Origin of the sequence: Natronobeatus ordinarius, assembly GCF_024362485.1 — an archaeon.
In the GTDB taxonomy this organism is placed as follows: Archaea; Halobacteriota; Halobacteria; order Halobacteriales; family Natrialbaceae; genus Natronobeatus; species Natronobeatus ordinarius.
Map to the genome: position 1 here is coordinate 711,092 of NZ_CP101456.1, position 12,595 is coordinate 723,686.

9 protein-coding genes and 4 pseudogenes are annotated in these 12,595 nt (G+C 60.1%); 2 read left to right on the plus strand and 11 right to left on the minus strand.

Going from position 1 to position 12,595, the window contains the following annotated elements; genetic code table 11:
- Window positions 1-50: 50 nt before the first annotated feature.
- The 7 genes and pseudogenes from NMQ09_RS03725 to NMQ09_RS03755 form a co-directional block, all read right to left on the minus strand.
- On the minus strand, window positions 51-245 hold the full coding sequence (locus NMQ09_RS03725; protein ID WP_255193104.1) for a hypothetical protein: 195 nt from the start codon (window positions 243-245) through the stop codon (window positions 51-53).
- A complete protein-coding gene (gene nrfD / locus NMQ09_RS03730) occupies window positions 242-1,603 on the minus strand; it encodes an NrfD/PsrC family molybdoenzyme membrane anchor subunit (protein WP_255193105.1) in 1,362 nt (453 codons plus the stop codon). Before nrfD ends, NMQ09_RS03725 begins: the two co-directional genes overlap by 4 nt.
- The gene (locus tag NMQ09_RS03735; RefSeq protein ID WP_255193106.1) at window positions 1,600-2,463 is read right to left on the minus strand and encodes a 4Fe-4S dicluster domain-containing protein; all 864 of its coding nucleotides are present in this window, start codon (window positions 2,461-2,463) and stop codon (window positions 1,600-1,602) included. The genes nrfD and NMQ09_RS03735 overlap by 4 nt, the downstream gene beginning before the upstream one ends.
- Window positions 2,460-5,249 carry a molybdopterin-containing oxidoreductase family protein gene (locus NMQ09_RS03740; RefSeq protein ID WP_255193107.1) on the minus strand — a complete coding sequence of 930 codons (2,790 nt, stop codon included), beginning with the start codon at window positions 5,247-5,249 and terminating at the stop codon, window positions 2,460-2,462. Before NMQ09_RS03740 ends, NMQ09_RS03735 begins: the two co-directional genes overlap by 4 nt.
- 247 nt (window positions 5,250-5,496) lie before the next feature.
- Window positions 5,497-5,877 carry a winged helix-turn-helix domain-containing protein gene (locus NMQ09_RS03745; RefSeq protein WP_255193108.1) on the minus strand — a complete coding sequence of 127 codons (381 nt, stop codon included), beginning with the start codon at window positions 5,875-5,877 and terminating at the stop codon, window positions 5,497-5,499.
- A 231-nt stretch (window positions 5,878-6,108) separates the two neighbouring features.
- A complete protein-coding gene (gene acnA / locus NMQ09_RS03750; RefSeq protein WP_255193109.1) occupies window positions 6,109-8,838 on the minus strand; it encodes an aconitate hydratase AcnA in 2,730 nt (909 codons plus the stop codon).
- 246 nt (window positions 8,839-9,084) lie between these two features.
- A pseudogene (locus tag NMQ09_RS03755) lies at window positions 9,085-9,585 on the minus strand (ISH6 family transposase); the annotation flags it as partial.
- A 95-nt stretch (window positions 9,586-9,680) separates the two neighbouring features.
- Here NMQ09_RS03755 and NMQ09_RS03760 point away from each other — a divergent pair.
- Window positions 9,681-10,403: a hypothetical protein gene (locus NMQ09_RS03760; protein WP_255193110.1), complete on the plus strand. Its 723-nt coding sequence runs from the start codon at window positions 9,681-9,683 to the stop codon at window positions 10,401-10,403.
- Complete coding sequence (locus NMQ09_RS03765) at window positions 10,396-11,097, plus strand: hypothetical protein (protein WP_255193111.1); 702 nt, start codon at window positions 10,396-10,398, stop codon at window positions 11,095-11,097. The genes NMQ09_RS03760 and NMQ09_RS03765 overlap by 8 nt, the downstream gene beginning before the upstream one ends.
- Window positions 11,098-11,108: 11 nt before the next feature.
- Here the strand turns inward: NMQ09_RS03765 and NMQ09_RS03770 are convergent.
- The 4 genes and pseudogenes from NMQ09_RS03770 to NMQ09_RS03785 form a co-directional block, all read right to left on the minus strand.
- Window positions 11,109-11,324, minus strand: a pseudogene (locus NMQ09_RS03770) (hypothetical protein); the annotation flags it as partial.
- Window positions 11,325-11,433: 109 nt separating this feature from the next.
- Window positions 11,434-11,528: pseudogene (locus tag NMQ09_RS03775) on the minus strand (IS5/IS1182 family transposase); the annotation flags it as partial.
- A gap of 207 nt (window positions 11,529-11,735) precedes the next feature.
- A pseudogene (locus tag NMQ09_RS03780) lies at window positions 11,736-11,888 on the minus strand (ISH3 family transposase); the annotation flags it as partial.
- A gap of 77 nt (window positions 11,889-11,965) precedes the next feature.
- Window positions 11,966-12,529, minus strand: coding sequence for a hypothetical protein (locus NMQ09_RS03785; protein ID WP_255193112.1), 564 nt, complete (start codon window positions 12,527-12,529; stop codon window positions 11,966-11,968).
- Window positions 12,530-12,595: the final 66 nt, after the last annotated feature.

Below are 12,595 nucleotides of genomic sequence, written 5' to 3' on the forward strand. Positions count from 1 at the left end.
AGGACTAATACGTTTCTCGGTATCGGTGCACTGCGAGGTGGCGGGTGGGTTCAGCCGGGGATGATGACCTGGAAGGCGATCGGGATGACCGCCCCGAGGACCATCGCCAAGAGCAGCGCCGCCATGACACCGACGCCGATCGCGGCCGTCCGGTTGTCGCGTGGCTTCCCGAGGAACCAGCCGAGCAGGGTGACGTACAGCGGCACGAGGACGATTCCGAAGATCACCCACAGTCCCATGCTCATGCCTCGGTCACCTCCGCGTCGGATTCCGCGGCCTCGTCGGGGGCCGGGCTGGCGTGCTCGAGTTCGACGATCGGGATGATCTTCGTGGCGACGAGGAAGATCAACACGGCCACGGCGATCGTTCCGAACGCCATGGTGAACTCAGGAATCGTCGGCCAGTAGCTGTTCTCGGGGAACATGCCCGCGAGCGGGTCGCGCGTCGGGTAGAGCAGCCCCTCGACGACGAAGACGATCTTCTTCAGCAAGATTGCGCTCGTCACGAGGAACGCGGCGACCGCCGAGGCCGCGACGCTGTAGAGCGATGGGCGAAGCGCCTGGGCGACGAGATACGCCAGCGCGACGAGCAGGCCGCCGACGGCCAGCCAGAACGGCACTGCCATGCGGCCGGCGACGAGCGACTGGGTGAGCGCGCCGGTCTCGGCGGGTGCGGCGGGGTACGAGCCGGTAACGAGGCTCTGGAGCAGGAACCACAGCGTCACCAGCACGAGCGCGATCAGCGCCTTGTTCAGGCCGCGGAAGATCTCGTCGCCGATGACGTCGTCCCAGCCGTAGGCCCACCGGAAGGCAGCGGCGGTGATGACCACGGCGGCGATGGCCGAGGTCATCGACTCCGCGAACATCGCGGGGCCGTGGGAGGCGCCGAACCAGCCGGGGTGCATCCCCATCGTGGCGAACAGCCACGGGACCACGCCGCCGCTCATCAGCGGGACGAGTAGCAGGATGCCGATCGCCATCCACCACGCCATCTGCGCGCTCTTCTCGCGCTCGCTGGGGCGGTAGCCGATCAGCAACAGTTTGTACAGCGGGTTCAGCGCCGACGGCAGCGTCCCGCGCTGCAGACAGTCGTGCAGGTCGGTCCGCAGCGTGATGATGAGGTACGTTCCCGCCATGATGAAGTAGAGGAACGTCGCCGTCATGTCCCAGGTCAGCGGCGAGGTCTGGACCGTCGTCGGCCAGTTGGTGATCATCACCCAGAGCGTGTCCGGGCGGCCGATGTCGAACAGGATGTTCGTCGCCGCCATCGGCAGCGCGATCAGCGTCAGGATCTCGGCGATTCGGGCGATCGGCAGGTACTCCTCGAAGTCGAAGAGACGAACCGCAGCCGAGATCGCCACGCCGCCGTGGGCGATGCCGATCCACCAGATGAACGTCCCGATGTACAGCCCCCACGGGACGCCACCCTGGGTCCCCCAGCCGCGCAGGCCGGTGACGGCCATCCCGAAGCGCAGCTGGCTGACGTAGGCGACCGCCGTCGCCAGCGAGAGGATCGCCGTGACAGCCAGCGCGACGTAGAACTTACTCGAGGTCCGCCGCAGCGGCTCGGTCAGCCGCTCGACGTCGGCGTCGATCGCGCTCACTGGACCTCACCACCGTCGGCGACGAGGTACGCAGCGTCGCGCTCGCGTTCGGCCTCGATCGCCTCGTCGGTGTCTTTGTACTCGTTTTCCATCCCGCGGGCGGCGTTGCTCGGTTTGTCGCCGAGGTAGACGACGTTCGGCTCGTTGCCGGAGTTCTCGAGCATCTTCCAGCGCTGTTTGGCACCTTTCTCCTCGAGGTACTGGCGCGGCTTGCTCTGTGGGTCTTCCATGTCGCCGAAGTGGATCACGTTGATCGGACAGACCTCCTCGCAGGCGGTCGTCCCGGCCAGCTCGTCGTCGCCCGAGTCCTGGCGGTGGACACAGAAGGTACACTTGCCCATCGTGCCGACCTTGTGGTTGCCGCCACCCATCTTCGTCCCGCGTGGCTCCTGGGCCGCCTGGAGCCGCGGATTCTCCCAGGCACCGCCGGAGCCGTCGAGATCGGCGTCGAGTTCCTCGAGATTCTGGCGGACCTCCCGGGCGAGTTCGTCGTCAGCGGCGAAACCGTACTGTCCCTCTTCGGGGTCGCGCCACTGGAAGAAGTTGACGCCGTAGGGACAGCCGACCTCACAGTACCGACAGCCGATACACGTGCTGTAATCGGTGAGGACGATGCCGTCCTCTTCGCGCTTGAACCGCGCGTTCGTCGGGCAGACGTCCGCACAGGAGGGCTCCGAACAGTGGTGACACGGGTTCGGGGTGAAGCCCTGCTCGACGTCGGGGAACTCCCCTTCCTCGTAGCGGAAGACGTTCATCCAGAACGCGCCGCGCGGGGTGTCGTTCTCGGTCTTGCAGGCGACCATGCAGGCGCGACAGCCCTGACAGCGCTCGACGTCGATGACCATGCCCATCTGGCTCATGCACCATCACCCCCGGCGGGCTCGACGTTCACACGGATGTGGAACGACTGGTCGGCCGACCAGGAACAGTAGCCTTCCGTCGAGTCGAACAGGTCGTTGGGGTTCGCCCCCTCGTCGAGTGCTTTCACGTTCGGGTGTTTGGTGTGGGTGTCGTTTCCGTAGGGAATCGCGATCGTTCCCGGTTTGATTCCCTCGAGTACCATCAGGTCGCCCTCGAGTTCGTACGTGTCGCCGGTGACCGCGTTGTGACTCTCGATACGGACGCGGTCGCCGTCGGAAACGCCGATCTCCGCCGCGTCCCGCGGATTCATCCGGACGTGGTTCTTCGGCGCGAGTTCGTTGAGCAGCGCGTTCTGTGCGGTCCGGGACTGCTTGTGTTCGATCTGTTTGTAGTCGAACAGGGTGAGGTCGTACTCCTCCGGGGAGTTCCACATCGTGGGCTCGCGCCACTGTGCGAAGCCGGTGATGTCCTGGATGTACGGGAACTGATCGACAGCGTCGTCGCCGTACTCCGCCTCGAAGCCCTCGCGGACGTTCCGTCCGAGGAGTTCGAACGACTCGAGGTAGAACTGCCACTTGAAGCCAAAGAGACTGTACTCGGTCCGGTGGACGTCCTCGTCGAGGTGCTCGGAGACCGGCATGAGCGCCCAGTAGCGCTCGGTAAGCGGTCGTTCGACGCTCTGTGGGCCGTCGCGGTACTCCTCGCCGTAGCGGGGCGAGCGGTCGAGACACGCCTCGACGGTGAGGTCGTCGACGCTCTCGAAGGCGTCCGCGTCCTCGAGTTCGAACGCGTCGTTGACGAACTCGACGTAGCTGTCGCCGGCACCGAGCGCGTCGGCGAGCTCCTTGAAGATGTCACCCTCGTCGCGGCACTCCCACAGCTGTGGGATCGGGGCCGTCCGCGTCGAACTCGTGTAGTGGGTGTTGCTCATCCCGCCTTTGGCGTTCTCGTTCTTGTCGACGGTCGTCGTCGGCAACACGTAGTCGGCGGTGTACGCTGCCGTGTCGCTCATGAAGGGATCGACCGCGATGACCGTCCCGTACTGGGAGTAGCCCTCCCTGGATCGCTCCCTGTTGGGGGCACCCGCGAGCGGGTTCGCGTAACAGACGACGCAGGCCATCTCCGACGGATCGTGCGGGAGGTTGTACTCGTCGGGGTTGTTGAGGACGTGTGGAACCCTGGCGTACGCCCCGTTGGCGTCCGGGTGAAAGTACGTGCCCTCGAGGTCCGGGCCGTCCGGTTCCCAGGAGAGCGCCTCCTCGGGGTCGAACGCCTGCGCGCGGACGTGTTCTCTGTTGGAGGGGTCCGGCGCGTTGAAGTAGCCCGTTCGGCTGGCGCCGACCGTCTCGACTGCACCGACGAGAAACAGCGGCATCATCCCCGCCTGCATCGCGGTCGGGCCGAGTTCCTGCTGGCTGACGTGGTACAGCGACATCGAGACCGGCCGGTAGGGTACCTGCCGTCGTTCGCCGTCGACGTCGACCGTCGTGGTCGCGCCGATGCGTGCCTTCTCGCCCCACTTTCGGGCGACCCGCCGGATCTGCTGGGCGGGGAGGTCGGTGATCTCGGCCGCCCACTCCGGCGTGTAGTCGGCGACGTGCTCTTCGAACAGTTCGAAGGCGGGACGGACCGCGTCGCCGTCGACCTCGAGGTCCTCGTCGACCCGGAGCGCGGCGGTGCCGACCGCCGTCGGATCGTGGGGGTCCTCGGGCAGCGTCTCCTCGTGGGGCACGATCTCGCCAGCCTCCTCGTCGTAGACGAGTTCGCCTTCGGTCCAGAGCACCGATTCGACGGGGTCTTCGGCGTCGTCGGCGCGGGCGATCTGGCCTTCGTTCTCGCCTTCCGTGTAGACCAGACACGGGGCGTTGGTGGTGTTCGTGAGGAACCACTCGTCGACGTAGCCCTCCTCGAGCAACACGTTGCTCATCGCGAGGAAGAAGGCCAGGTCGGTGCCGGGTTCGATCGGCATCCACTCGTCACACCACTGGCCCGCACCGCGGCGCTGGGGGTCGAGCACGGCGACCTCCATGCCGTCTTCGTACCCCTCGGCCATCTCCCTCGAGTACGTGGTGTTGCAGAGGTGTGGCCCACCTGCCTGCGTGGCGTTCCAGCCCCAGTTCAGGAAAAAGTCGGTGTTGTCGAAGTCGGGTTCGGGCGAGGAGAACCCAGCACCCATGCGGCTGAGTGCCATCTTGTTGCCCGTGGCACAGACGTTGCCGTGCCCACGGACGTTGACCCCCTCGCCGTAGGTCTCCTCGAGCGCGGCGACCCAGCCGTCCATGTGCCACTCCGCACCTTTCACGCGCCCGATCTGGAAGTGGACGCGGCGGGGGTCGTCCTCGAGCATCGGTCCGAGCTCGGCTGCGATCTCCTCGGCGGCCTGTTCCCAGGAGATCGGCTCGAATTCGCCTTCCTCGCCCTTCTCGCCGCCGACGCGCTTGAGCGGCTGTTTGATCCGGTACGGATCGTAGAGGTCGGCGACCGTCGACGCACCCTTCGGACAGATGCCGTCGATCACCTCGTCGTTCGGTTCGGGTCGCAGCTGGACGACGCGGTCGTTCACGACCGTCGCTCGCATCGTACAGTCCTGCTTGCCGATCCAGCAGGCCGTCGACACCTCCTCGACGTCGAACTCGAGTGACTGGCCGGCGCTTCCCGTCTGGCTGAAGTACTGCGCGCCGCCGACGCCGACGCCGGTCGCGGCCGCGGCGAGCGCGAACGACTTCAACACCGTGCGCCTCGAGACGCCCTCGTCTGTCTCTTTCTCGGTGACGTCCAGACTCATGGTGTCGACCACCACCAGTCGATCGCCCCCTGTGAGTGGCTCTCGTACATCAACTGCACGTATTACGATATTACAATATTAAGGTTTTGACTGTGCGGCCCCGGATGTCGTCGAAAAAAGAATCGTTCGGGATCGAGACTGGACCAGCGACTCACGGCAGCGTCAGGTCCGATGACTCACCGAGTCCAGCGTCCAATCGGGGGAAAAGTCGTTTTACACGCCGTCTCGTCTGACGGTGAGTGTGTGATCAGAAACCGGGAACCGGCGCGTCGACGCCGTGTCTGTCCCTGACGGTCTGAATGAGCCGCTCTGCGAGCGGGGTCGGCTCGTAGTATCGCCACCGTCCCTCTTTCGTCCGGGAGACGAGCCCGTCCTTTCGAAGCTGCGACAGCGACTGGCTGATGCTGCTCTGTCCGACCTCGAGGTACGGCTCGAGTTCACAGACGCAGACCGGCTTCTCGGCTGCGTCGAGGATCAGCAGAATCCGATACCGGGTTTCGCTGCCCAGTGTAGAGAAGATCTCGATCTCCTCGTCGACCGATCGGTCCGACAGCTCATCGACCTGCTCCTCGGAGAGGACGAATGAACAGTCGGCGGGACCGGTCGATCGTTCGTCGCTATCACTCATCGTCTCATATGATGGGACAGGAAACCATAAACCAACCGGACTGGGCGGTCCCGTCGCCGATTCCAGGGGGCTTGCGATTCAACGATTCAATTATTCTACCGAATCGATACGAACTGTCGTACGCCAGCTCCAGCGCAGTCGCAGCCGGTCCGCGAGCACGCCGATAACTCGGTCCAGCAATCCGTCCGAACCGATGGTGGTCCCGAAGCCGGGCTCACCGTCGTCGCGTCGTCAGTTCTCGGTCAGCAGCCGGCGCAGCACGAGGTGGAGGACGCCGCCGTTCTCGATGTAGCGGACGGCCGCGGGCGTGCCGACCTGTGCGGTGACGTCGAACTCGGTCGTCTCGCCGGCTTCGTCCTCGGCGACGACGGTGAGTTCGTCGTTGGGCTCGAGGCCGTCCTCTAAGCCCTGGATCTCGAAGTACTCAGAGCCGTCGAGGCCGAGCTCTTCCCAGCCGTCGCCCTCCGAAAACTGCAGGGGGAGGACGCCCATGCCGATGAGGTTGTCACGGTAGATCCGCTCGTAGCTCTTGCCGATGGTCGCGCGGATGCCGAGCAGATCGGTCCCTTTCGCGGCCCAGTCGCGACTCGAGCCGGTCCCGAGTTCCTCGCCGGCCATGACCACGAGCGGGGTGTCCTCCTCGCGGTAGCGCTCGGAGGCTTCGAAGACGGTGGTCTCCTCGTCGGTCGGGTGGTGGATGGTGTAGCCACCCTCGACGCCGTCGAGCATCTCGTTCTCGATGCGGACGTTCGCGAAGGTGCCACGCATCATGACCTCGTGGTTGCCACGGCGCGAGCCGTAGGTGTTGAACTCGTACGGTTCGACCCCACGTTCACTGAGCCACTGGCCGGCGGGCAGCTCCTCGCTGAACGGCCCGGCCGGGCTGATGTGGTCGGTGGTGACGGTGTCGCCGAGGGTGAGCAGACAGCGCGCGTTGGCGATGTCCTCGACACCCGGTTCCTCGAGCGGGAAGTCCTGGAAGAACGGCGGCTCGCGGATGTAGGTCGACTCGCCGTCCCACTCGTAGACGTCGCCTTCGGGGGCATCGAGGGCCTCCCAGCGCTCGTCGCCCTCGTAGACGCTCGCGTACTTCTCCTCGAACAGCTCGGGCGAGACGCTGTCGTAGATGGTCTCTTTGATCTCCTCGGCGTCCGGCCAGACGTCCTCGAGGTAGACCTCCTCGCCCTCGTCGTTCGTGCCGATGGGTTCGTTCTCGAGGTCGATGTCCATCCGCCCGGCGAGGCCGTAGGCCACCACGAGCGGCGGGCTGGCGAGGTAGTTCGCGCGGATCTTCGGGTGGATGCGCGCCTCGAAGTTGCGGTTGCCCGAGAGGACGCTCGTCGTCCAGAGGCCGTGCTCGTCGATGGCCTCCTCGATCGGCGCCTGGAGCGGGCCGGCGTTCCCGATACAGGTCGTACAGCCGTAGCCGACGACGTGGTAACCCAGCTCCTCGAGATCCTCGAGCAGGTCGGCCTGCTTCAGGTACTCGGTGACGACCTTGCTGCCGGGGGCCAGTGAGGTCTTGACGTACTCGGGCACCTCGAGGCCGGCCTCGGCGGCGTTGCGCGCGAGCAGGCCCGCGGCGACCATCACCGAGGGGTTCGAGGTGTTCGTACAGCTCGTGATGGCGCTGACGAGGACGTCGCCGTGGCCGATCTCGACCTCGGTGCCGTCCTCGAGCGTGACGGGGACCTTCTCGTCGAGGTCCGGGACCTCCTTCGAGACCAGCCCACCGTCGCCCTCGGCGGCTCCCGAGTCGATGACGCCCTGCTCTTCGAGCAGCGTCGGGAAGTGCTCGTCTAAGTCGCCCATCGGGATGCGGGCGTGGGGCTTTTTGTGCCCCGCGAGGCTGGGTTCGACCTCGCCGAGATCGAACTCGACGACCTCGGTGAACTCGGGGTCGTGCTCGCCGAAGAGGCCCTGGGCCTCGAGGTACTCTTTCACCAACTCGATGTGCTCTTCGTCACGACCCGTGAGCTCGAGGTAGTCGAGCGTGGCGTCGTCGACCGGGAAGATGCTGATGGTCGAGCCCTGCTCGGGGGCCATGTTCGAGATGGTCGCGCGGTCGGCGACCGAGAGCTGGGAGACGCCGGGGCCGAAGAACTCGACGAACTTGTCGACGACGCCGACCTGGCGCAGCTTCTCGGTGATGTGGAGCACGAGGTCGGTCGCGGTCGCGCCCTCGGGCAGTTCGCCCGTGAGCTTGACGCCGACGACCTCGGGTAGGGTCATCGTGATTGGCTGGCCGAGCAGCGCGGCCTCGGCCTCGATGCCGCCGACACCCCAGCCGACGACGCCGATGCCGTTGATCATCGGCGTGTGGCTGTCCGTGCCGACGAGCGTGTCGGGCAGCAGCCACTGCTCGCCGTCGACCTCGCGGTCGTCGACGACGCGGCCCAGGTACTCGAGGTTGACCTGGTGGACGATACCGGTCCCTGGGGGCACGACGTTGAAGTCCTCGAACGCCTGCTCGGCCCACTTGATCGCCCGATAGCGCTCCTCGTTGCGCTCGTACTCGAGCTCGACGTTCTTCTCGTAGGCGTCCTCGGAGCCGAAGTAGTCGACCTGGACGCTGTGGTCGATCACGAGGTCACACGGCACCTCGGGTTCGACGATCGAGGGATCCTCGCCGGCGCGGTCGGCCGCCGACCGCAGCGCCGCGAGGTCGACGACCGCGGGCACGCCGGTTAAGTCCTGCAGAACGACGCGGCTGGGCTGGAACGGCACCTCGACGTCCGGGACGTCGGGCTCCCAGGAGGCGGCGTTTTTCACGTCGTCCGCGGAGACGTTCTCGCCGTCGACGTTTCGCAACACGGACTCGAGCAGGATCCGGATGCTCACCGGCAGTTTCTCGAGGTCACACAGTCCCTGTTCCTCGAGCACGGTGAGGTCCGCCATCTTGTACGTGGACCCGTCGTACTCGAGTTCGCGAACGGCACCGAACGGATCGGGTTCTACCATACGAATTCGTAGTCAGAGGCGGTATTTCAATGATGTGCAATAGATCTCTCCGGCAAGTTTTCCGTATTTATTAATGGCCGTTTCGGTCGCCTATTTTAGAGGCGAACGAGCCGGGAGCGGGGAAATCACCAGCGGGTGGTCGCCTCGAGGGCGTAACGAGGTATGTAACCGAATGGACAATCGACGCCGACGACCGAGAGCTCGAGGGGCAGTTCTCGCAATATTTGGATCCCGTCCCAAACTCGTCTAGAGTTCGCCTCTGGTAGCGTCAACTGACACCTCCAGTGTGATGGCTGTTTTGGCTGACCGCTCGAGCAGTTCGTCGGCGAACGCCGCGAATTGTTCGGGATCGGCATACTGCACCAGAGTCAACCAGAGGAGCGACTTTAATCCTGCTTCTGACCACCGAACCCACTGATTCTTACATCGCTTCGAAACTTCACCCATGGCTTGTTCGACAACATTGAACGTCCACGGAACCTGCTGTTGTTCAAGCGCGAGTTCTGCGAACGTCACGGTTGCTTTCGCCCATTCCTGGAGGTACGCCGCAGCTTTTAGCGAGTCTTGACGGCCTAATCGTCAGACTTCTTTCCGGAGGTTCTCGAGCGTCTGGTCGATCCGCTCGCGGGTCGCCAAACGCTCATTCTTCGGCGCACGGAGTGCGACCGAGTTCTTCAGATGAAACAGATCGTTCGTGACTCCGGAGACGATTGCTTCCAGCTCAGCGAGCGCGAACTCATCGTATTTCTAGAGACTATACCTGAGAAGAGATTTATTAGTACCCTCATATATCTAATTAATTCCATAATTTTTATATTGGTATATTGCACAGTATATCTTGCATGTCTTTCACGACATTAGAAGAACGAGGTGATGCATGGCAACCAAGCAGACCATATCTTGTGTATTTATACCCGAATTCACAATCAGTAAATAGTTCGATAAATGATGAAATATTATATGGTGGCGATCTGAGCGATAATGAAGGTATCTACGGACTATGTGAATCGATGTACTCGGACGGTGTTATCGATTTTTATCGTATCCAAAGATATAATGACACTCTTAATATAAGCGATAATACACTTGATAACTTTTCCACTGCCTTCAAAAATTGGCTTGAAGTTAGTGATTATATAGACTGGAGAGGAACTCACTTAGCAGTTTCCAGTAATAACATTGGGGGGCGAGCACAGAGTCCAAGCAATCTCTCACATACAACCGGATTCGTTGACGCGAAGCGTGGTGTCATGGGAGTATATAGTAATGAAAACGGGACTGCTCAGGTAGCGGTCCACGAGGTGTTACATACTATTATTAACCGAGGTATTGATGAAATCGAGGACATGGTAGAAAACGATACTGACCACGACCTCGGACACTTATATATGATTGGACATGAAGAAGGAGCAAGCAGTCCGTTACTTGGAACATACGGTTCCGAGCATTGGAGCACAGGAGACTGTAATTCTGATATAGCCTCAACAGAGGAAGCTTGGACAAAAATGAATAGTTGCGAGCACACCGGAGTTGAAGTTACTGCTGACCACGAGTACGATGACTAAAACAAAGAAAACATACCAAGTAGATAGACGTGCCATTTTAAAGAAAACTGCTGTGCTGAGCGGGGCGGTCGTAGTGGGTTCCACCACCGCTGCAGCATCAGAAAGAAAAGCCGGCCTTATTGAGATTGGAACTCAATACTCTATTAACTCTTCAACTAAATTTCCACCTGAAACAATAGCCATATGTGATGTCAATAAATATCGACTGCAAAACGGAATTGTAAAACTTTATACAGATGTAATTGGACAAGATGAAATTGATGTAATCAAATCCAACCAAACCGTAACATATAGTGGAGCCTTCCAGTCCCTAAGTGATCCAATTGAGTATGAACGACGAAATTACCTCAATATTAATCTAGCTAAAAATTTACGTCCAGATGTAGCGATTGAATTGACTGAGCCACATCAGGAAGAGTCCATTATTGTCGAAAATATGAATGATGGTTCAATCATAGTCAAAACAGATGATTCCGAAGAACCAGTTAGAGCAGGAGAAGAGATGGTGCAGCAATTCTCCAGCCGTCCTGTGACAGCAATCACACATGAGGTTACTGGAGAACTAGTTGACACTGAATTAGATGTACCTACCCATAAACTTGCTCGTAAAACCACAGTTAGGAACGAAGAAATAGATGTTAGCCGAGAAGTGCGTGTCAGATACTATAGTGATTTGGTATTTAAAATGGAATAGGACTCAGCAGATCAAATGGGTAGCCGTGGTGAATCACCATACAGCGGTTGATTACACTGTCTGATGGCACCCTTGATCTTGTAGACGATACACATCAGGACAATTTCACTGAACTCTCGATACCAGAAGCGCGCACGTACGGCGTCGCCGAGCGTGCGCTTGGTCACCGAGAAGACGGTTTCAGACGGGGTTCTTTGGTCGTAGAGAGCCTCATCGATCCGCGCGTTGAGTGGTCTGCGTCACTTCTGAATCTTGGCTACGTCGGTACGCTATTCGACTCCCGCGACTCGAGTGACTGCTTCCGAAACGAGTATTCAAAACTAACCTCGATCACCCATGCGCGTGATCGATAGGCCGGAACTCACGATGCTTGATCAGGAGTCTCACGCTTTTTCCCTCAGCTTGTCGCGTAATCGTTGCCAGTCGTAGCCTCAGTTGATCACATCAGAGAGCTCACAACCCCGTTCCAGTAGCCGCTGAATCGTTGTCTTCGAGATCTGGATAGCCTTCGAACGCATTGAGATGGTGAGTTCTGTTCTCGGCAGCCGAGCTTTGTTGTTGGCTGGTCGTTGCTGGCGGCAGATCGCTGCCGACTCGACGGCGTTCCATTCACGACCGGTGTCCCAATTCAGGGACAGCTACCGGAAGAACCGGTCGTTGAGCGGTTGGTTCGCTGGCACAGCTCTGCGGACGCCAAGTGCTGCCCAAGCTGCGCGGGGCACCATCTCGCAGAACTCTGTGAACGGCCACCTCCAGAGGCGGTGCCCCCTCCCTCGACGGGGCGCCGCCAGTTGCATACATTCTCCAAGCAGACACTTTCACTCAAACCCGATGTGATCGACTGATTCTATGTCACCTCTACTTCTTTTCAATCAATTATATATTCTTCATGATTTTCGTATGTCAACTCTATTTTTTCCCCAGCACCAATTTCATCACAATCAGTATGGAGAATATAGAGTTCACCTTCGGCTATTTCTACCCCGAGAGCGGTTCCGGTGCCGGCTCCAGGACCACGGGCACAAGTCAAAACTGTCCAATCATATTCCTCAACCATTCCGTCAAATTTAGCGGTAATTCTGTATTCACTTCCGACATCTGCTATGCTTGGAATTTCAAGCCCTGTCTTTGAGGGAACTTCGTACTTGTTTTCAATAAGTTCTTCTCCACTAGATTTCTGTTCAACAAACACTTCTACAACTATCTCATCATCTGTGGTGTTCTCAATGAATATCGGATCTTGTCTTGATTCATCATAGGTGTCTTCTTCGCCATTCTGTGGCTCAGTATCTATATCATCATTTTCATCTTCTCCACTGGTGTCATTATCGTTGTGCATATCATCTTCGGTGCTTTGATTTCTGTCAAGACAGCCAATCATGGGCGTGAAGAGCGCTATCCCTGTCCCAGTAATAACTTTTCGTCGGTTCATACCTATGATAAAGGCCGAGAATATAAATACTTTTCATCTGGCAAAATAGACTCTTCATTCGGCTGT